This is a genomic window from Streptomyces sp. MAI_2237 (assembly GCF_054189285.1).
In genome coordinates, this window is the sequence record NZ_JAJPGQ010000003.1 from 3,477,365 (window position 1) to 3,496,827 (window position 19,463).

The 19,463-nt window shown below is 71.6% G+C and carries 17 protein-coding genes; 8 read left to right on the top strand and 9 right to left on the bottom strand.

The window, feature by feature from the left end; translation table 11 throughout:
* Nucleotides 1-9 precede the first annotated feature (9 nt).
* From LN251_RS26290 to LN251_RS26300, 3 genes are all read right to left on the bottom strand, one after another.
* Nucleotides 10-966 (bottom strand): carbohydrate ABC transporter permease, encoded by a 957-nt coding sequence (locus LN251_RS26290; protein WP_458246553.1) that lies wholly within the window; start codon nt 964-966, stop codon nt 10-12.
* The gene (locus LN251_RS26295; protein WP_458246554.1) at nt 966-2,252 is read right to left on the bottom strand and encodes an ABC transporter substrate-binding protein; all 1,287 of its coding nucleotides are present in this window, start codon (nt 2,250-2,252) and stop codon (nt 966-968) included. Before LN251_RS26295 ends, LN251_RS26290 begins: the two co-directional genes overlap by 1 nt.
* An 82-nt stretch (nt 2,253-2,334) precedes the next feature.
* A complete protein-coding gene (locus LN251_RS26300) occupies nt 2,335-3,354 on the bottom strand; it encodes a carbohydrate kinase family protein (RefSeq protein ID WP_458246555.1) in 1,020 nt (339 codons plus the stop codon).
* A 127-nt stretch (nt 3,355-3,481) separates the two neighbouring features.
* Here LN251_RS26300 and LN251_RS26305 point away from each other — a divergent pair, with 127 nt between their 5' ends.
* From LN251_RS26305 to LN251_RS26320, 4 genes are all read left to right on the top strand, one after another.
* Nucleotides 3,482-4,246, top strand: coding sequence for a DeoR/GlpR family DNA-binding transcription regulator (locus LN251_RS26305; RefSeq protein WP_249838044.1), 765 nt, complete (start codon nt 3,482-3,484; stop codon nt 4,244-4,246).
* The gene (locus LN251_RS26310; protein ID WP_458246556.1) at nt 4,243-5,580 is read left to right on the top strand and encodes a 6-phospho-beta-glucosidase; all 1,338 of its coding nucleotides are present in this window, start codon (nt 4,243-4,245) and stop codon (nt 5,578-5,580) included. The genes LN251_RS26305 and LN251_RS26310 overlap by 4 nt, the downstream gene beginning before the upstream one ends.
* Before the next feature lie 67 nt (nt 5,581-5,647).
* On the top strand, nt 5,648-8,689 hold the full coding sequence (locus LN251_RS26315; protein ID WP_458246557.1) for an alpha-mannosidase: 3,042 nt from the start codon (nt 5,648-5,650) through the stop codon (nt 8,687-8,689).
* Nucleotides 8,690-8,907: 218 nt separating this feature from the next.
* Nucleotides 8,908-9,738 (top strand): sulfotransferase family protein, encoded by an 831-nt coding sequence (locus LN251_RS26320; RefSeq protein ID WP_458246558.1) that lies wholly within the window; start codon nt 8,908-8,910, stop codon nt 9,736-9,738.
* A gap of 10 nt (nt 9,739-9,748) precedes the next feature.
* On the opposite strand, the gene LN251_RS26325 is transcribed toward LN251_RS26320, so the two are convergent.
* Nucleotides 9,749-11,437, bottom strand: a complete 1,689-nt coding sequence (locus LN251_RS26325; protein ID WP_458246559.1) for a carbohydrate binding domain-containing protein — start codon at nt 11,435-11,437, stop codon at nt 9,749-9,751.
* Between the two features lie 137 nt (nt 11,438-11,574).
* Nucleotides 11,575-12,720 (bottom strand): ATP-grasp domain-containing protein, encoded by a 1,146-nt coding sequence (locus tag LN251_RS26330; RefSeq protein ID WP_458246560.1) that lies wholly within the window; start codon nt 12,718-12,720, stop codon nt 11,575-11,577.
* A 305-nt stretch (nt 12,721-13,025) separates the two neighbouring features.
* Between LN251_RS26330 and LN251_RS26335 the strand changes: the two genes are divergently transcribed.
* Together LN251_RS26335 and LN251_RS26340 are read left to right on the top strand one after the other, a co-directional pair.
* Nucleotides 13,026-13,886, top strand: a complete 861-nt coding sequence (locus tag LN251_RS26335) for a metallophosphoesterase family protein (protein ID WP_458246561.1) — start codon at nt 13,026-13,028, stop codon at nt 13,884-13,886.
* 55 nt (nt 13,887-13,941) lie between these two features.
* Nucleotides 13,942-14,625 (top strand): 4'-phosphopantetheinyl transferase family protein, encoded by a 684-nt coding sequence (locus tag LN251_RS26340; protein WP_458246562.1) that lies wholly within the window; start codon nt 13,942-13,944, stop codon nt 14,623-14,625.
* Nucleotides 14,626-14,655: 30 nt separating this feature from the next.
* Here the strand turns inward: LN251_RS26340 and LN251_RS26345 are convergent, their stop codons facing one another.
* A complete protein-coding gene (locus LN251_RS26345; protein WP_458246563.1) occupies nt 14,656-14,883 on the bottom strand; it encodes a hypothetical protein in 228 nt (75 codons plus the stop codon).
* A 218-nt stretch (nt 14,884-15,101) separates the two neighbouring features.
* On the opposite strand from LN251_RS26345, the gene LN251_RS26350 reads away from it, so the two are divergent.
* Nucleotides 15,102-16,112 (top strand): alpha/beta fold hydrolase, encoded by a 1,011-nt coding sequence (locus LN251_RS26350; protein ID WP_058921992.1) that lies wholly within the window; start codon nt 15,102-15,104, stop codon nt 16,110-16,112.
* Between the two features lie 204 nt (nt 16,113-16,316).
* On the opposite strand, the gene LN251_RS26355 is transcribed toward LN251_RS26350, so the two are convergent.
* Entirely contained in the window at nt 16,317-16,970 is a 654-nt protein-coding gene (locus LN251_RS26355) for a helix-turn-helix domain-containing protein (RefSeq protein WP_458246564.1), read from the bottom strand.
* A 224-nt stretch (nt 16,971-17,194) separates the two neighbouring features.
* On the opposite strand from LN251_RS26355, the gene LN251_RS26360 reads away from it, so the two are divergent.
* On the top strand, nt 17,195-17,857 hold the full coding sequence (locus tag LN251_RS26360; protein WP_458246565.1) for an MmyB family transcriptional regulator: 663 nt from the start codon (nt 17,195-17,197) through the stop codon (nt 17,855-17,857).
* A 34-nt stretch (nt 17,858-17,891) separates the two neighbouring features.
* Here the strand turns inward: LN251_RS26360 and LN251_RS26365 are convergent, their stop codons facing one another.
* Together LN251_RS26365 and LN251_RS26370 are read right to left on the bottom strand one after the other, a co-directional pair.
* On the bottom strand, nt 17,892-18,659 hold the full coding sequence (locus LN251_RS26365; protein WP_458246566.1) for a cache domain-containing protein: 768 nt from the start codon (nt 18,657-18,659) through the stop codon (nt 17,892-17,894).
* Nucleotides 18,660-18,695: 36 nt separating this feature from the next.
* The gene (locus LN251_RS26370) at nt 18,696-19,421 is read right to left on the bottom strand and encodes a FadR/GntR family transcriptional regulator (protein ID WP_383665646.1); all 726 of its coding nucleotides are present in this window, start codon (nt 19,419-19,421) and stop codon (nt 18,696-18,698) included.
* Between the last annotated feature and the right edge of the window lie 42 nt (nt 19,422-19,463).

Here is a 19,463-nt window from a genome sequence, read left to right on the forward strand (position 1 = left end):
CCCGGCCCCCTAGTCTTCGCCCCGGCGCCGCACCAGGCGCCAGTTGATGATCGAGAAGATGACGACGACGAGGAAGATCCCCCACGCCACGGCGGCGCCGTAGCCGAAGTCGTTGTTGTCGAAGGTCTGCTGGAAGAAGTAGAGGACCATCGTCCGGCCCGCGTGGTCCGGGCCGCCGGAGAACGTCGAGTCGTTCGAGGTGTTCTGCAGCAGCACCTGCGCCTCGGTGAAGCTCTGCAGGCCGGTGACGGTCGAGACCACCAGCACGAACAGCAGGGTCGGGCGCAGCAGGGGCAGCGTGATCCGGAAGAACGTCTGCACGGGGTTCGCGCCGTCCACGCGCGCCGCCTCGTACAGCTCGCTCGGGATGGTCTGCAGACCCGCGAGGAAGATGATCGCGTTGTAGCCCGTCCACTGCCAGGTCATCAGCGTCGCGATGGCGATCTTGATGCCCCAGGGGGTGTTGAGCCAGGCCACCTGGTCCAGCCCCACGGCCTGCAACAGGGCGTTCACCAGACCGAAGTTGGTGGAGAACACCGAGCCGAAGACGATGGCGATCGCGACGACGGAGGTGACGTTCGGCAGGAAGTAGGCGAAGCGGTACACGTTCTTGAAGCGGACCGCGGAGTTGAGCATCACCGCCGTGACCATCGCCAGGAAGATCATGGGGAAGGTGGCCAGCGCCCAGATGATCAGGGTGGTGCCGATCGAACTCCAGAAGTCGCTGTCGCTCAGCAGGTAGCGGTACTGCGACAGGCCCGCCCACTCCATGGAGCCGAGACCGTCCCAGCGGTGGAAGGACAGGTACAGCGAGAAGCCGACGGGGACCAGACCGAAGGCGAGGAAGAGCAGGTAGAAGGGGGAGATCGCGGCGTACAGGTGCCAGTACTTGCGTATCCCCGAGCGGGGACGGGCCGTCGGCGTGCGCTCCGCGACGACGGGGGGCTTCTCCAGGGCGGTGGCCATCAGTGGCTCACCCCCAGGTGCTTCGCGATGCGCCGGCACTTGCTCATGGCGTCACTCCAGGCCTTGTCCGGGTCCTTGCCGAGGACGCCGACGTTCTTGATCTCGTCCTTGATGGGCTGCCCGAGCGCCACGTCGAACGGGCTGTTGTAGGCGACGGCGATCTTCTGCGCGGCCGGACCGAAGACGTCCGTCGTCACCTGGCCGCCGAAGAACGGGTCGGGTTCGCGCAGTTGCCGCAGCCCGTAGGAGGCGGGCGTGGAGGGGAACAGGCCCGCGTCGACGTAGCCGGAGGCCTGGTTGGCCGCGTCGAGCATCCAGGAGATGATCTCGAACGCCTGCTGCGGTTCCCGGCACGCCTTGGTGATCGACAGGAACGAGCCGCCGTTGTTCGACGGCCGCACCGGCATGTCGGCGATCCGCCATCGTCCCTTGGTCTTCGGATTGCCGTTCTTGATGTCGTACGTCGCCCAGGAGGCGCCGAGCTGGCTGGGCAGCTTGCCGGTGTCCACCGCGGAGATCTGGTCCGGGGTGCCCGTGACGAGGTTGGAGACGATCCCGCGCCGCTTGGCCTCCACGGCCAGCGCCCAGGCGTGGCGCACGTGTTCCTGGTCGCCGATGAAGTGGCGGTCCTTGTCCACGTACCGCTTGGCGCCCTGCTGCACCACGTTCTCGAAGACCGAGTTGACGTCGGTCAGCAGCGAGGTGCCGGGGATCCGCTTCCGCAGCCGCTCGCCCGCCGCGAAGAAGTTCTCCCAGGTGTTCAACTCCTTCGATACGTCTGCCGGTTCGTAGGGCAGTCCGGCCTTGCGGAAGACCTGGTACTGGTAGAAGTGCGCGACCGGGCCGCAGTCGATGGGGAAGCCGACCATCGTGCCGTCGTCGGCGATGCCCTGCCGCCACTTCCACGGCAGGTACCGGCTCTCGTACTGGTCGGCGCCGAGCGTGCGCAGGTCCACGAACTGGTCGGCGTCGGGGAGGTAGGAGGCCATGTCCTCGCCCTTGAGGCCCGCGATGTCGGGGACGTGGGCACGGCCGGCCAGCGTGGTGATCAGCTTGGAGCGGTAGTAGCCGCCGATCTTGATGGCCTGGAGGTCGACCGAGGAGTCGTAGCGGGCCTTGGCCTTCTTCACGACGGTGTCGCCGAGACCGCCGTCCCAGTACCACAGGACCATGTTCCGGCCGGTGGAACCGGTCGGCACGGCGCAGCCGGAGGTCAGGCCGCCGAGCGCCGTGGCGGCCGTACCGGCCAGGCCCGCGCGCAGCAGGCCTCTTCGTGAGAGCCGCACAGCTCCCACCGCCTTTCGGAATCTTTTCGCAACGTTCGGAGGACGGGCTAGCGTCCGCGGGGCTCGTGGGGGAGCCGCGCGGTCAGGGGTGGCGGGCCGGCGGGGTGACGGGGGCGTACCGCACGGGCGGGCCGGGGTCCGCCGGCAGGCGGTCGGCCAGGAAGCCGTAGGCGCGCCGGAGGTCCGGGTCGGTCAGCGACCGCCACCAGCGGTCGACGCCGTACCAGCCGGGGGCCGCGAGCGCGCCGCCGTGCCGCTGGACGGACAGCCCGGCCGCGAGGACGGCGAACCGCAGCCGCTCCTGAAGCGGCCAGCCGCCGAGCGAGGCCGCGACGAAGCTCGCGCCGAACACGTCACCGGCGCCCGTCGCGTCCAGCACGTCGACCGCGAGGGCCGGTACCTCCGCGTACTCGCCCGTGGTCTGGTCGACGGCGACCGCCCCGGCCCCGCCCCGGGTGACCACGGCCACCGGCACCAGTTCGGAGAGCGTGCCGAGGGCCGCGACCGCGCTGTCGGTGCGGGTGTAGGCCATCGCCTCGGTCTCGTTGGGGAGGAAGGCGTGGCACAGCTTGAGCTGGTCCAGGAGGTCGGTGGACCACTCCTGGGTGGGGTCCCAGCCGACGTCGGCGTAGATGCGGGTGCCGTCGGCGGCGGACCTGGTGAGCCACTCGCGGGGTTCGGCCTCGAGGTGGACGAGGGCGGTGCGGGCCTCGGGCGGGTCGCCCATCAGCGCGTCCTGCGAGTACGGCGGCTCCTGGCCGTGGGTGACGAGCGCCCGGTCGTCGCCGGTGGCGAGCGAGACGGTGACGGGGGTGGGCCAGCCGTCCGCGGTCCGGGAGAGCGAGAGGTCGATGTCCTCCTGGTCGCACAGCACGTCCCGGCAGTGCTCGCCGTAGAAGTCGTCGCCGAAGACCGTGGCCAGCGAGGTGCGCAGACCGAACCGGGACGCGGCCACCGCCAGGTTGGCGATGCCGCCGGGGCCGCAGCCCATGCCGGCCGTCCAGATCTCCTCGCCCGGCGTCGGCGGCTTCCCGAGCCCCGTGAGGACGAGGTCGTAGAAGAGCAGCCCGGTCAGCAGCACATCGGGCCTGTCGTCGTCCACGGGAACGCCTCTCGTCAAAACCCGTCAATTTCGATGACGGGAATCGTGCGCCGATCCACGAGATTGGTCAATACCCGAGCAGAAGCGAGCATGGATTTGATTGAAGATGACGAGTAGTGTGCACGGCGTGCTGGCAGAACGACGACACCAACTCATCCTGCGGGCCCTGCGCTCCGGCGGCCCCGCGTCCGTGACCGATCTCTCCGAGCAGCTGGCCGTGAGCCCCGCCACCATCCGGCGCGACCTGGTCAAGCTGGAGGAGGACGGCCTGCTCACCCGCGTGCACGGCGGCGCCGTCGTGGAGGAGGGCGACCAGCCCTTCGCCGAGGTCGCCGAGGTGCGCGTGGCCGAGAAGGACGCCATAGCCGAGCGGGCCGCCGCCATGGTCGCGGACGGCCAGTCGGTGCTGCTGGACATCGGCACCACCGCCTACCGGCTCGCCCGGCAGCTGCACGGCCGCCGGCTGACGGTGATCACCAGCAACCTCGTCGTCTACGAGGAGCTCGCCGACGACGAGGGCATCGAGCTGGTCCTGCTCGGCGGCATGGTCCGCCGCGAGTACCGCTCCCTCGTCGGCTTCCTCACCGAGGACAACCTGCGCCAGCTGCATGCCGACTGGCTCTTCCTGGGCACCAGTGGAGTGCGTCCGGGCGGGCAGGTGATGGACACGACGGTCGTCGAGGTGCCGGTGAAGCGGGCCATGATCAAGGCGAGCGACAAGGTCGTCCTGCTCGCGGACGCCGCCAAGTTCCCGGGTACGGGCATGGCGAAGGTCTGTGGTCCCGAGGACCTGGACGTGGTGGTCACGAACGCCCCGGCCGACCCGGTGACCCGCTCCTCCCTCCAGGAGGCGGGCGTCGAGGTGGTCGTGGCAGGAAAGGTGCGCAAGTGAAGCTGACGATTCTGGGCGGCGGCGGGTTCCGTGTGCCGCTCGTGTACGGCGCCCTGCTGGGCGACCGCGGCGCGGGCAGGGTCACCGAGGTCGTGCTGCACGACCTGGACGCCGGCCGGCTCTCCGCGGTGACCCGGGTGCTGGCCGAGCAGGCCGCCCCGGTCGCGGACGCGCCCACGGTGACCGCCACGACCGACCTCGACGACGCCCTGCGCGGTGCCGACTTCGTCTTCTCGGCGATCCGCGTCGGCGGCCTTGAGGGGCGGGCGGACGACGAGCGGGTCGCCCTCGCCGAAGGCGTCCTCGGCCAGGAGACGGTCGGCGCCGGCGGCATCGCCTACGGCCTGCGGACCGTGCCCGTCGCCGTCGACATCGCGCGGCGGGTGGCCCGCCTCGCCCCCGACGCCTGGGTCATCAACTTCACCAACCCCGCCGGCCTGGTCACCGAGGCCATGTCCCGCCATCTCGGCGACCGCGTCATCGGCATCTGCGACTCGCCGGTCGGCCTCGGTCGCCGTATCGCGCGGGTGCTCGGCGCGAACCCGAAGGAGGCGTGGATCGACTACGTCGGCCTCAACCACCTCGGCTGGGTGCGCGGCCTGCGCGTCGCCGGCCGTGACGAGCTGCCGCGCCTGCTCGCCGACCCCGACCTGCTCGGCTCCTTCGAGGAGGGCAAGCTCTTCGGCGTCGACTGGCTGCGCTCCCTCGGCGCGATCCCCAACGAATACCTGCACTACTACTACTTCAACCGCGAGGCCGTCCGCTCCTACCAGCGGGCCGAGCGCACCCGCGGTGCCTTCCTGCGCGACCAGCAGGCCGGCTTCTACGAGCAGGTCGAGCGCTCGGGCGGCTCCGCCCTGGAGCTGTGGGACCGCACCCGCGCCGAGCGCGAGGCGACGTACATGGCCGAGAACCGGGAGACCGCCGGCGCCGGTGAGCGCGACGCCGACGACCTGTCCGGCGGTTACGAGAAGGTCGCCCTGGCCCTGATGCGGGCCATCGCCCGCGACGAGCGCACCACCCTGATCCTCAACGTCCGCAACCGCACCAGCCTCACGGTGCTCGACTCCGACGCGGTCATCGAGGTGCCCTGCCTGGTCGACGCGAGCGGTGCCCACCCCGTCGCCGTCGACCCGCTGCCCGGCCACGCCACCGGCCTGGTCTGCGCGGTCAAGGCCGTCGAGCGCGAGGTGCTGGCCGCCGCCGAGTCCGGCTCCCGCACCACGGCCGCCAAGGCCTTCGCGCTGCACCCGCTGGTCGACTCCGTGAACGTGGCCCGACGTCTGGTGGAGGGCTACACCGCGGTCCATCCTGGCCTCGCGTACCTTAGGTGACCGGCACCTGGAAAGCGCTTTCCAGGTCCCCCAGCCACTCCCGCCGCCGCCTCACTGGAGACCCCTGATGCACGACGAACGCCGCCGGATCGAGGAGCGCGCCGAGCGCCTCCACACCCAGCGCATCAAGCCCGCGCTCTACGCGGCCACCGTCCCGATGTCGGTCGAGTCCTGGCAGGCTCCGGGCGAGCCCGTCTCCTTCGAGGAGGCCGCGTCCCAGCGCTACGCGCCCTTCGCCATGGACACCCCGTGGGGCCCGCCGTGGGGCACGACCTGGTTCCGGATGAGCGGACAGGTGCCCGCGGAGTGGGCCGGCCGGCGCGTCGAGGCGGTCATCGACCTCGGCTTCACCGGCGACTGGCCCGGCAACCAGGCCGAGGCGCTGGTCCACCTGCCCGACGGACGCCCGCTGAAGGCGGTCAACCCGCTCAACCAGTACGTACCCGTCGCCAACCCGGCGCAGGGCGGCGAGCCGATCGACTACCTGGTCGAGGCGGCCTCCAACCCCGACATCCTCGCGAACAACTTCACCGCGCCGACCCCGCTCGGGGACGTCCGCACGGCCGGCGACGAGCCGCTGTACACCTTCCGGCGCGCCGACCTCGCCGTCCTCGACGAGGAGGTCTTCCACCTCGACCTCGACCTGCAGGTGCTGCGCGAGCTGATGGTGGAGCTCGGCGAGCACGACCCGCGCCGGCACGAGATCCTGCACGCCCTCGACCGCTCCCTGGACCTGCTCGACCTGGACGACGTCGCCGGCTCGGCCGCCGCCGTGCGCGAGGCCCTGCGGCCGGTGCTGTCCAAGCCCGCCAACGCCAGCGCCCACGTCATCTCCGGCGTCGGCCACGCCCACATCGACTCCGCCTGGCTGTGGCCGATCCGGGAGACCAAGCGCAAGACCTCCCGCACCTTCTCCAACGTCACCGCCCTGGCCGACGAGTACGAGGAGTTCGTCTTCGCCTGCTCGCAGGCCCAGCAGTACGAGTGGGTGCGCGACAACTACCCGCACGTGTGGGCCCGCATCCAGGAGTCCGTCAAGAAGGGCCAGTGGGCGCCGGTCGGCGGCATGTGGGTGGAGTCCGACGGCAACCTGCCCGGCGGCGAGGCCATCGCCCGCCAGCTCATCCACGGCAAGCGGTTCTTCATCGAGCACTTCGGCATCGAGACCAAGGGCGTCTGGCTGCCCGACTCCTTCGGCTACAACGCCGCCTACCCGCAGCTCGCCAAGCTCGCCGGCAACGAGTGGTTCCTCACCCAGAAGATCTCCTGGAACCAGACCAACACCTTCCCTCACCACACCTTCTGGTGGGAGGGCATCGACGGCACCCGCATCTTCACCCACTTCCCGCCGGTCGACACCTACAACGCCCGCTTCAGCGGCGAGGAGATGTCCCGCGCGGTCCGCAACTACGCCGAGAAGGGCAACGCCACCCGCTCCCTCGCCCCCTTCGGCTGGGGCGACGGCGGCGGCGGCCCCACCCGCGAGATCATGGAGCGGGCCCGTCGGCTGGCCGACCTGGAGGGCTCGCCCAAGGTCGTCGTCGAGCACCCGGACGAGTTCTTCGCCAAGGCCCGCGCCGAGTACCCCGACGCGCCCGTGTGGGTCGGCGAGCTCTACCTGGAGCTGCACCGCGCCACCTACACCTCGCAGGCCCGCACCAAGCAGGGCAACCGGCGCAGCGAGCACAAGCTGCGCGAGGCGGAGCTGTGGGCGACCACCGCCGCGCTGCACGCGCCGGGCTACGCCTACCCGTACCAGAAGCTGGACCGGCTGTGGAAGACGGTCCTGCTGCACCAGTTCCACGACATCCTGCCCGGCTCGTCCATCGCCTGGGTCCACCGCGAGGCCGAGGCCGAATACGTGCGCGTGGCCGAGGAGTTGGAGGCGCTGACCGCCGAGGCGGTGGCCGCGCTGGGCGCCGGCGGCACTCGGGTGTTCAACACGAGCCCCTTCGACCGCGCCGAGGTCATCCGTACGGCGACGGGCTTCCCGACGTTCGTCGAGGTGCCGGCCAACGGCAGCGCGCCGGTCGCGGCGGCCGAACCCCCGGCCCCCGTCACGGTGGAGGGCCGCGTCCTCGACAACGGCCTGGTCCGGGTCGTGGTCGCCGAGGACGGCACGCTCTCGTCCGTTCTCGACCTGAGGGCGAACCGCGAGGTCCTCGCCGAGGCGGGCAACCTGCTGCGCCTGCACACCGACCTGCCCAACTACTGGGACGCGTGGGACGTCGACAAGCACTACAAGAACCGCTACACGGACCTCCTCGACGCCGACTCCGTGGAGATCGTCGACGACGACCCGCTGCTCGGCTCGATCCGCGTCACGCGCTCCTTCGGCAAGGGCTCGAAGATCGTCCAGACGATCACGCTGCGTGCCGGCAGCCCCCGTATCGACTTCGAGACGGACATCGACTGGCACGAGGCGGAGAAGTTCCTCAAGGCGGGCTTCCCGGTGGACATCCGGGCTCCGCACTCCTCCGCCGAGATCCAGTTCGGCCACATCCAGCGGCCCACGCACACCAACACCACGTGGGAGGCGGCCCGATTCGAGGTCTCCGGGCACCGCTGGGTGCACGTCGGCGAGCCCGGCTACGGCGTCGCGGTCATCAACGACTCCACCTACGGCCACGACGTCTCCCGCACGGTCCGCGAGGACGGCGGTACGACCACCACGGTCCGCCTCAGCCTGGTCCGCGCCCCGCGCATCCCGGACCCGGGCGCCGACCAGGGCCGCCACCACCTCACCTACTCCCTGCTGCCCGGCGCGAGCATCGAGGACGCGGTGGCCGCGGGCTACGCCCTCAACCTGCCGCTGCGGGTGGCCGATTCGGCGGGCGCGCCGCAGCCGGTCGTCTCGGTCGAGGGCGAGGGCGTCACCGTCGAGGCCGTGAAGCTGGCCGACGACGAGTCCGGCGACGTGGTGGTACGGCTCTACGAGTCCCGGGGCGGCCGCGCGACCGGCGTCCTGCGCACCGGCTTCCCGCTGGCCGGGGCCCAGGTGACCGACCTGCTGGAGCGCCCGCTGGAGGACGCGGAGACGGCCGAGGACGGGGTCCCGGTCGCCCTGCGGCCCTTCCAGATCCTCACGCTTCGGCTGCGACGCGGCTGACCGGTCCGGCGGTGATTTCCATCGAATCTTAAGAAAGCGGTAAAAGCCCTGGTCGCAGACGCCTCGTGGAGGTCTGCGACCAGGGCCGTTCTTCTGCGCGACACCTGGGGTTCGCCCGCTCCCTCTGGGATGCGGGCCAACGGCAAGAGAGAGGTGTCAGCGTGCGTGACCGGCGTATGTCCGCGATACGAAAGGGCCTGAGGCGGCGGGGGAGGCTGATGGCGCAGGCTGTGAGTCCGCCCCGGCGGACGCTCGACGCCATCCCCTCCCCGCGCGGCACGGAGTCGTCGTACACGGCCCCGCCCGCCCCGCGCCTGGTGGAGTCGCCGGTCTTCGTGCTGTCCTCGGTGCGCTCCGGCTCGACCCTGCTCAGGGTGCTGCTCAACAGCCACAGCCGCGTCCGCGCCCCGCACGAGATGCACCTGCGCACCCTGCACGTCCACCTCTCCCGCGAGTTCACCGCGGACGCGATGGAAGCCCTCCGGCTCGACAAGGACGAACTCGAACACCTGCTGTGGGACCGGGTGCTGCACCTCGAACTCACCCGCAGCGGCAAGGACGTCATCGTCGACAAGACGCCGCCCAACGCGCTCATCTGGCCGCGCCTGCACCGATGCTGGCCCAACGCCCGGTACATCCTGCTGCTCCGCCACCCAGGCGCCGTCATCGCCTCGCTGACCGACCGGCGCACCGACCCCGACCACGCGGCCATCCGCGCCGAGGTCCTCGGCTACGCCGAGAGGCTCGAGGAGGCGCGGCGGAACCTGGACGCGCACGTGCTGCGGTACGAGGACCTCACCGCCGACCCGGAGGGCGCGACCCACGCGCTGTGCGACTACCTCGGCGTCGCATGGGAGCCCGCGATGCTCGACTACGGCGGCAAGGACCACGGCACCTTCCGGCCTCAGCTCGGCGACTGGTCCGCGACCATCAGGTCGGGCCGCGTCCAGCCCGCCCGCACCGCCGATTCCGGGACCGAACTGCCGCCCCGGCTGGCGGAGTTGGCGCAGGCGTGGGGGTATCCGGCCGGGACACCCCCACGCCCGTGACGACGACGGCTCAGCCGGTGAAGCCGGCCGTGATCGAGGTGAACTGCCAGTTGTTCTGGCTGATGCCGGAGCAGTTGCTCACCACGCCCCCGCCCGGGCACGGCCGGTCGCGGTTGACCGACCAGAAGGCGAGCCGCGCGATGTGGTGGGCGTTGGACCAGTCCTTGATCTGGGTCCAGATCGCCGGGGTGGTGTTCTCCTGCTGGTCGGACAGGCCGTTCATGCCGGAGATGCCGATGTGCGCGTAGGCGGTCGCGTCGTCCCAGCCGAACGTCGACTTCAGCTTCGCCTTCAGGCCCTCGGCCGCGTTGACGGTGTTGCCGTACATGTCCGAGCCGCCGCCGAAGTCGAACGGCATGATGGTGAAGACGTCGATGTTCGCGCCGAGCGACTGGGCCTGCTCGATGAGCCGGTTGCCGTAGTACGTCGGCCCGGTGGTGGTGGTCCCGAAGGTGACGATCGTCTTCAGACCGGGGTTGTTGGCCTTGACGGTCTTCAGCGCGGTCAGGATCTTCGCCTGCACGGCCTCGTTCTCGAACTCGTCCGTGTTCTCGATGTCCATGTCGACGGCCTTGAGGCCGTAGGCGTCGATCACCTTCTGGATGGCCCCGGCGAGCGCGCTCGCGGAGGAGCAGTTGGCGCCCAGCTTGCTGCCCTGCCAGCCGCCGAACGACGGCACGATGTCACCGCCGGCGGAACGGATCTGGTTGATGGCGGTCTGGTCGACGCCGCCCGTCAGCGCCCGGCTGCCGTCCCAGGCCGGGGTGCAGCCACCCGAGTCCAGCACGAACGCCATCGTGAACCACTTGACGCCGGTCGCGCTCATCACGGTCGACGGGTTCGGCGGGTCGCCCCAGCCCTCGTACAGGTACGGCGCGGCCTGCTTGAAGCCGGTCCCGCCCCCGCCGCCCGCGTCGGTCGTCACACTCACGGAGTTGGAGGCGCCGGAGGTGTTCCCGGCCGCGTCCCGCGCCTTGACGGTGAAGGTGTAGGCCGTGCTGGGCGAGAGCCCGCCGACCGTCGCGGAGGTGCCGGAGACGGAGAGCACGTTGTTGGAGCCGCTGTAGACGTCGTAGGCGGTGACGCCGACGTTGTCGGTCGAGGCGTTCCACTTCAGCGACACGCTCGACGACGTCTTGCCCGTGGAGGTCAGTCCGGAGGGCGTGCTGGGCGCCTGGGTGTCACCGCCGCCTCCGCCTCCGCCGGGGCCGTCGAGGCTGATGTCGTCGGCGTAGTACGTCCCCTGCGCGTACCAGCCGTGCACATAGATCTGCGCGCTGGTCTGCGAGGCACCGGTGGTGAAGGAGACGCTCAACTGGCTGTACGCCGACGGCGAGGTGGTCCAGGTCGACGCACCGCCGTTGACGCCCAGGTAGACGTAGGAGCCGCGCACCCAGCCGCTGAGCGAGTAGGTGGTGTTGGGCTGGACCGCCACGGTCTGGGTGCACTGCGCGTTGTCGCTGTCGGTGACCGCGCCCTGCAGCGCCTTGGAGCCGCCGTGGACGGGTGAGGAGACGACCGAGCCGAGGTTCCCGGTGCAGGTCCAGGGGGAGAGGCTGCCGGACTCGAAGCCGGGGTTGGTCAGGATGTTGGCCGCCTGGGCCGTGCCCGGGAGGGCGATGGCCCCGGCGAGCGCGAGAGCGGCGGAGCCGACCAGGGCGAGGAGCCGGTGTCTGGAACGTCTGAGTGTGTCGCGCACGCGATCTCCCTGGGGAAATGGGGGTGTTCGGGAGTGCAGAGAGAAGAGCAGGGGTGTGCGCAACCAAGTTGGTCTGGACCAGTCACGGTGTCAAGACGTTGCGCCGTGATTGGTCCAGACCGGTGTGGAGGTGAGATCTAGGCGGGCGCGATGGCCCGGCCGGCCGCCCCGGAAGGAGTGACCTCGACCGGCTCCGCCGTCTGTGCGGGCACCGCCGGAAGCAGCGTCCCGGTCTCCTCGGCCCGCTGCTGGGGAAGGGAGACCGCACGCAGCGGCCGGGGCCCCGACACCACCGTGTAGTCCTGCCCCAGGAAGGGCGGCGCCATCTCGCCCGGGTCCTCCCCGAGCGCCAACTGCACAGCCGCCCAAGGGGCGTTGACCCCGCACAGCGACAGCTGGTGCAGCCCGCCCGCGGGTCGCGTGTTGACGTCCATCAGTACCGGGCGGTCGCCGAACATCCGGAACTGGATGTTGGACAGGTAGTGCAGACCGAAGCCCTCCGCGATCCGCCGCGCCGGCTCCAGCCACTGCTCGTTGAGCGTGAACCCGCGCCGACGGCCGTTCTTCGTCCGGCCGATGGCCAGCCGCACCCGGTTGTCCGGCCCGGTCAGGCAGTCCACCGACACCTCCGGCTGCTCCAGCCGCGGCATCACCAGCCAGTCCACCGGCTCGTCGCTGTCCTTGAGCGCGGAGACGACCAGGTCGAAGGGCACGTACGGGCTCGGGAAGCCGGTCAGCTGCGCCATCGAGAAGGGCGCACGCGTGATCACCCGGAAGCCGACCCCGCCCGCACCGGACGCCGGCTTGAAGCACGCCTTGTGCCCGGCCGCCTCCAACTCCTCGACGGCGGCGACGAGTTCGTCGACCCCGCGGACCCGCCACCACGGGGGCACCGGCACCCCGATCGCCTGCACGGCCTCGTAGGCGATCACCTTGTCCTCGAAGACGGCCACGGCCTCCGGCGGCGGCGCCAGCAGCGCCGTGCCGACCGCCTCGAAGTCCGCGCGGTGCGCGACGATCGCCGACTGCTCCAGCCGGGGCACGAACACGTCGATGCCGCGGCGGCGGCACTGGGCCAGCGCGTACTCGACGTAGGCGGCGGAGGACAGGCCCTCCGGCTCCAGTTCGGCGGTGTCGGCGGCGGCCAGCACGGGCGAGTCCGCGTCGCCGTGCGTCGCATGGATCTCGACCGCGCGATCACTCGGATTTCGCCGCAGCTGATCCATGAAGAACACGTTCTCCGCGTACGTGCGGTTGAGCCAGACGCGTACGCGAGAGACCATGCAAGCCGTCCTTTCACGGTTCACGGGCAGGGCGGAGCAGCCCGTGCCCGGGCAGGGGAGATGGAGGGTCACCAAACCGCCCCTGTGAAGGGAGATGCATGCGGTGGTGGTGGGGCGATCATACGGCTTTCCCGGGGCTGCGCGTGCAACGCGCGTGTTACGGATCGGCCGCTTCCGCCCGACCGCACCGGCCCGCCCCCGCGCGGACCTGCGCACGGCCCCGGATGCCGCCTTGTCCACACGTCGCGAATGTGGTCCCGTGGGTCGCGTCCGCACGTGTGACAGGGCGCGGAGGGGGGCGAGAGGTGACGTCGACGGCCGAGGGCACCGGGCGGCTGCTGGCCATCAGCGACCTGCACGTCGGGTACCCCGAGAACCGGGCCCTGGTGGAGGCGATGCGCCCCGGGTCCGACGGCGACTGGCTGCTCGTCGCCGGCGACGTCTCGGAGACCGTCGCCGACATCCGCTGGGCGCTGAAGACCCTCGCGAGCCGGTTCGCCCGGGTGATCTGGGCGCCCGGAAACCACGAACTGTGGACCCGTCCGAATGACCCCGTCGCGCTGCGCGGCGTCGCCCGCTACGAGCACCTCGTCGAGATGTGCCGTGACCTGGGCGTCACGACGCCCGAGGACCCCTACCCCGTCTGGGAGGGCACCGGCGGACCCGTGGCCGTCGCACCGCTCTTCCTCCTGTACGACTATTCGTTCCTGCCGGCCGGCTGCGCCACCAAGGACGAGGGACTCGCCCACGCGCACGGCACCGGCATCGTCTGCAACGACGAGTACCTTCTGCACCCCGACCCCTACCCGTCCCGGGAGGCCTGGTGCCGGGCCCGGGTCGCCGCGACCGAACGCCGGCTCGCCGCCCTTCCGGACGACCTGCCCACCGTCCTGGTCAACCACTACCCCCTGCACCGGCACCCCTGCGACGTGCTGTGGCACCCGGAGTTCGCCATGTGGTGCGGCACCGCCCTGACCGCCGACTGGCACCTGCGCCACCGCGTGCGGACGATGGTCTACGGCCATCTGCACATCCCCCGGACGACCTGGCAGGACGGCGTCCGCTTCGAGGAGGTCTCCGTCGGCTACCCACGGGAGTGGCGCGGGCGGTCGCGACCACCGGCACGGCTGCGGCCGGTGCTGCCGCGGAACGGCGGCGCCGGATGAGGGATCCTGGGGACGAGCCGTGCGGCCGGGACCGGACGAGGGAGGTCGGGGACGGGTGATCGAGGAGCTGCTGCCGGACGAGGTGGTGGTCGTGGAGGCGCACGGCGACGACGGCACCGAGCCCGGGCACCTGTACCCGGAGGAGGCGGAGGTCGTCAGGCGGGCGGTGGCCAAGCGCCGCCGTGAGTTCGCCCTCGTCCGCACCTGCGCCCGCCGCGCCATGGAGAAGCTCGGCGTGCCCCCGCAGCCCCTGCTGCCCGGCGAACGCGGAGCGCCCCGCTGGCCCGCCGGCCTGGCCGGCAGCATGACCCACTGCGACGGCTACGGCGCCGCGGCCGTGGTCCGCGCCACCGACCTGGCCTCCATCGGCATCGACGCCGAACCCGACCAGCCCCTGCCGGACGGGGTCCTGGACACCGTGTTCCTGCCCGGGGAGGCGGCACGGCTGCGCCGCCTGGCCGAGGAGCGTCCCGAGGTGCACTGGGACCGGCTCCTGTTCAGCGCCAAGGAGTCCGTCTACAAGGCGTGGTTCCCCCTCACCGGGCGCTGGCTGGACTTCGCCGAGGCCGACATCGAGGTGTTCGCCGGCACCGGCCGGCCGCGGCACGGCGGCTTCCGTGCCGAACTCCTCGTCCCCGGGCCGGTGGTGGGCGGTCGCAGGCTGGGGCACTTCGAGGGCCGCTGGACCGTGCAGCGGGGGCTCGTGGCGACGGCGGTCGCGGTCCCGCACCCCGCCTGAGCCCCCGGTCGGCGCTCTCGTCCTACGGCTTCAGGGCTCCGGACACCAGCTCTGCAGCAGCCGGAAGAACTCCTCCTCGTTCCCCGTCAGTCCCGCTGCCGCCAGCGCCTGCTCCGCCTCGGCGAGGACGGACGGCGGTACCACGGATGGTCGGACCTCACCGCGCGGACCGTCGAAGGCGGCTCGTACGGTGTGCAACAGCCGCAGGTAGGCCTGGACGGCGGTGCGCTCGCGGTCGGTCAGTACAGCAGTCGGCATCGTCGGCTCTCCCCGTGTCGGCGTCATCGGTCACGCATTCACTCGAGTGCGTGGGTCCAGCTTGCCGTCCGCCACTGACAATGGGCTTCGAGGACGCTTCGGATCGCCCGCTTAGCGGAGGTGAAACGTCCTCGAAATCCCTTGTCGGAAAGCGGTTCTAGGCTGGAGCCAAGGGCTTTCGGCCGCCTTGGGGCGGCCCGGGAAGGGGAGGCGTGCGCATGGTCGACGTCCCGCTCCCGCGTCCGGTGCGCGCCGCACGGCTGCGTCCGGTCCGCGACGGCGAACTTCAGCTGCACCACCGGGTGGTGCACGGATACCGGCGTGCCTTCCGCAGGGCGGGGCAGGGGCCGGCGCTGGTGCTCATCCACGGGATCGGCGACTCCTCGGCCACCTGGGCCGAGCTGATCCCCGATCTCGCCCGGACGCACACGGTCATCGCGCCCGACCTGCTCGGCCACGGGGACTCGGACAAGCCCCGGGCGGACTACTCGGTGGCCGCGTACGCGAACGGCGTGCGCGATCTGCTGACCGCGCTCGGCATCGAGTCGGCGACGCTGGTGGGGCATTCCCTGGGCGGCGGGGTGGCCATGCAGTTCGCCTACCAGTTCCCCGAGCGGACCGAGCGGTTGATCCTGGTCAGCGCGGGCGGAGTGGGCCGGGAGGTCAACCCCGTCCTGCGGTTCGTGTCGCTGCCCGGAGCCCATCTGGCGCTCTCCGCCCTGCGGCTGCCGGGAATGCGGTGGCAAGTGGGGGCGGCGGTACGGCTGATGAGACTGCTGGACACCGATCTCGGGCAGGACGCCTCGGAACTGCTCACGCTGGTGGACGCGCTGCCGGACGAGACGTCCCGCAACGCGTTCATCCGCACGCTGCGGGCGGTGGTCGACTGGCGCGGCCAGGTGGTGACCATGCTCGACCGGTGCTACCTGACGCAGGGCATGCCGACCATGCTGCTGTGGGGCGACCGGGACAGCGTGGTGCCGGTGCGGCACGCGTACCGGGCGCACGAGGCGATGCCGGGCAGCCGGCTGGAGATCTTCGAGGGCGCCGGGCACTTTCCGTTCCACAGCGATCCGGGGCGGTTCGTGGCGCTGGTCGAGGAGTTCACGGAGGGCACCGAGGCGGCGCACTGGAGCCGGGAGCGGTGGCGGGAGCTGCTGGTCGGCCAGGGCCCGGGCCGCGGCGCGGAGCGGGGACTGAGAGAGGCGAGCGAACGCAGCGCCACGTGACACCGGCTCGCCGAGCGGGCCGCCGAGGGCTCCAGGGCCTGTGGTGTGGATCAGCTCGGCTGCAGGGAGCAGTGGGCCGCGGCGGACCCGAGCGGGGTCTGGTGCGTGCAGCTGCAAAGCGGAGGAGGGAGTCGGCGAGTGACGACGACGCCGCAGATGTGCGCGCCAGGGGCCGCGACGCCGAGCTGATCCAAACGGCAGGCTCTAGCCCTCCGGTCGCTTGACGCCCTCCAGGAGCATGTCCAGCCACTCCGCCACCTTGTCGCGGTGCTGGTCGGTGGGCAGTTGGGCGGCCCGCCAGGCGATGCCGCGGACGCCGTGGTCCTGCAGCAGCTTCTCCAGCGGGTCCGCGGCGGTGCCGGCCTCGTCGCGTTCGGCCAGCCGCTGCAGGAGGTCCTGTTCGGTGCTCTGCAGCGCGGTGGTCAGGGCCTCGGGGTCCTCGGCGGTGAGGAAGCCCGCGTGGACGCGGAAGAAGCGCTGGATGGCGTCGCAGTGTTCCATGGTCGGGCGGCGGTCGCCGTTGATCAGGGCCCCGGCCTGCTGGCGGGACATGCCCGCGCCGTCGGCGATCTCCTGCTGGGTGTACCTGCGGCCGTTCGGCTTCAGACGGGTGCGGCGCAGCAGGTCCAGGCGCTGCAGGAAGCGGGCCTGGACGTCCGGTTCGCCGGCCGGGCGGCCGCCGAGGAGGGCCCTGACGACGGGTTCGGGGACGCCGGAGGCGGCCGACAGGCGGCGGGTGTCGAAGATCTCCGTGTGCGGCACGCCGAGCCGGTCGGCGAGCGTGCCGACGCGAGCGACGACTGCCGAGAGCGCGGCGGTCGCCGGCGTGGTCCCCGGAGCCTCGATGCCGTCCGTCACCGACAGATCTCCTACGTATCCCAACAGGATTCTCACAAGCGGTTGCCGTGAACTCGACGGACATTACCGGGAGTTTCGAACTCACATCCAGGTCTCGCCACAACTGTGGCCAGTTTCAGCCGTCAACGAGCATGAAATGCCACGATAGTTGACACGACTCGCGTCCGGGCCGCAGGATCAAGGCGCCGCGTGAAGGCCGCATAGGCAAGAGGGGTGACCTCCCGATGGCACATCAGGCAGGAGGGCGGCGGCCGGCACCGCGGCCCGTCCCCGAGAGTCTTGGGGCCCAGGCGTACCTGCAGGACTACGCCACCCTCCTGGACGCCGTTCCCTTTCCGTCGGTCGTGCTCGACCACCGGTGGGACGTCGTTCTCTCCAACAACGCTTTCGCGTCACTTTTCGGCGGGGTGGGTCCGCACCCCTCCGCCATGCCGGGCGAGAACTTCCTGCGGTTCGTCCTGTTCCACCCCGACGCGGGGACCGTGCTCGGCGAGCACGAGTCGAGCTGGTGCCTGCCCATGCTGGCCCATTTCGCGGCCGCCGTGGAGCGGTACGGCCAGGATCACGGTCTGCAGGCCATCCGCCGGGACATCGCCCAGGACCCCATCATGGACGCCGCCTACCGGCAGGGGCTGCCCCGCTGGATGAGCGTGGTGGGGGAGCGGGCCGTGGAGCACGACGGCGCGGTGCGGCCCCTGCTCCACCCCGATCCGCGATGGGGCGCCACGGACTGCCGGGTCGTCGACGAGACGCCGCGGACCCTGCGCGAGATGGGGTACACGCGATGGACGCTGGTGCTGCGGGAAACCCGGCGCGACCGTCCGAGGTCGCCCAGGGCACGGTCGGCGGGCGCGCACCTGCGGGTGGTGCCGGCCGCCGAGCGCTGACCTGGCCCCGTCGGCGTTCAGGTCGCCGACGGTGTCATGTCAGTGGTGGGTGCGTCACCAGGACGAGCGGCACGCCCCCGCAGGGCACGAGGAGGGTGCCGCCGGCCGTCGAGGGCCGCCGCCGCTCCAGCACGGCGGCGAAGTCAGGGCCCTTGGTGAGCGACCCGGCCAGATGCGCCGGGTCCGCGGAGGCCGCCACCCGGCCGCGCGCGTTGACCAGGTGCGCCGGGCGGGGCAGCCGCCGTAGGAGAGGCAGAACGGCCGCCTCGAAGTGCCGCAGGTAGACGTCGGCCGCGGCGACCCCGGCGAACCGGCCCTCCAGCTCGACCGGTGCGGACAGCGTGAGGCTGTACTCGTCGGAGCAGAGGTAGTCGACGTACGGTCCCGCCACCGCGCGCTCGCCGGTGTCGCGGGGCAGCGCGAACCAGTCCCAGTGCGTGTAGTCGGCGTAGGCCGAGTGGTCGGGGTCGAGGTCGAGCAGGAGCGGCCGGACGTCCCCCTGCGCGTCGGACTGCCACCACTCCAGCCAGGCCGGCACGTCGCCGAGCAGGCCCGGCGCGGCGACGAAGCCCACCCCCGACACCAGTTCCATACGGGCGAGCCGCGTGTGCAGGCCGGGGCGCAGGGCCGCGAGGTCCACGGTGGCGGGGCGGCGGCCCTCGGCGGCCACCCGAGCCAGCAGTGCGGCCGTCTCGGAGCGGGTGGCGGAGACGGCCTCGAACACGTGCTCAAGGGCGGAGCCGACCCCGGCCGCGACCGACTCCTCCGCTGCCGTGCCGAGCGCCGTGGTCGCGAGCCTCATGCGCCCTCCAGCGGACGGTGACCGGACGCGGCGCGGCTAGAGGGACATCCGTACGGCGATGAGCCGTGTCGTGGACTCCAGGACGCACCGCTCGGCCAGCTGCCTGGCCGAATCGTGGGCCCCATCCTGCACGGCGGAGATTACGGCGCGGTGACGGTCCGCCACCTCTTCACGATATTCGTCGTCCCCCAGCACAAGGCACAGCAGGGCCCCGACCTCGGTCTGCAGGGCCACCTGCTCCCGGGTCAGGCGTGCCGACTGGGCGGCCGCGGCCAGCTCGACATGGAAGCGGCCGTATACGCGGCTGCGGGCCGGTGCGTCCTGGGCGTGCGCCAACTCGTCAGCCGTACGGCGCAGTTGCAGGAGGTCGTCCGGTTCCGTGCGCTCGGCGGCGAGCCGTGCCGCCGTGCCCGACAGGGCCGCCCAGTGGTCGCCGAGGTCGCGCAGTTCCTCGGTGCTCCAGCCGCGCAGGCGGGCCCTGAGGCGCTCCTCGCCGGGGACCTCGGGGAGGGAGACGAAGGATCCTCCGCCGCGGCCGCGGCGGGTGGTGACCAGGCCCTGCTGACGCAGGGCCATGAGGGCCTCGCGCAGGGTCACGGTGGACACCCCGAGCCGGCCGGCCAGCTCGGTCTCGCCGGGCAGCTGCTCGCCGTCGGCGAGCAGGCCGAGCTCGATGGCGTCGCCGATGCGGCGCACGACCGCGTCCACCCGCGCCCGGCTGTCGACCGGGGCGAAGACGGCTCCGCGGGCGCCGCCGTCCATCTGCTGCTGCTTCACGGCCACCACCTTCCGCGTTGACTCAAG

Bases quoted from the DNA above. Each gene is read 5' to 3' on its own strand.
- LN251_RS26290 (WP_458246553.1), bottom strand. From the start codon at position 966: ATGGCCACCGCCCTGGAGAAGCCCCCCGTCGTCGCGGAGCGCACGCCG.
- LN251_RS26315 (WP_458246557.1), top strand. From the start codon at position 5,648: ATGCACGACGAACGCCGCCGGATCGAGGAGCGCGCCGAGCGCCTCCAC.
- LN251_RS26320 (WP_458246558.1), top strand. From the start codon at position 8,908: ATGGCGCAGGCTGTGAGTCCGCCCCGGCGGACGCTCGACGCCATCCCC.
- LN251_RS26330 (WP_458246560.1), bottom strand. From the start codon at position 12,720: ATGGTCTCTCGCGTACGCGTCTGGCTCAACCGCACGTACGCGGAGAAC.
- LN251_RS26345 (WP_458246563.1), bottom strand. From the start codon at position 14,883: ATGCCGACTGCTGTACTGACCGACCGCGAGCGCACCGCCGTCCAGGCC.
- LN251_RS26350 (WP_058921992.1), top strand. From the start codon at position 15,102: ATGGTCGACGTCCCGCTCCCGCGTCCGGTGCGCGCCGCACGGCTGCGT.
- LN251_RS26360 (WP_458246565.1), top strand. From the start codon at position 17,195: ATGGCACATCAGGCAGGAGGGCGGCGGCCGGCACCGCGGCCCGTCCCC.
- LN251_RS26365 (WP_458246566.1), bottom strand. From the start codon at position 18,659: ATGAGGCTCGCGACCACGGCGCTCGGCACGGCAGCGGAGGAGTCGGTC.
- LN251_RS26370 (WP_383665646.1), bottom strand. From the start codon at position 19,421: ATGGACGGCGGCGCCCGCGGAGCCGTCTTCGCCCCGGTCGACAGCCGG.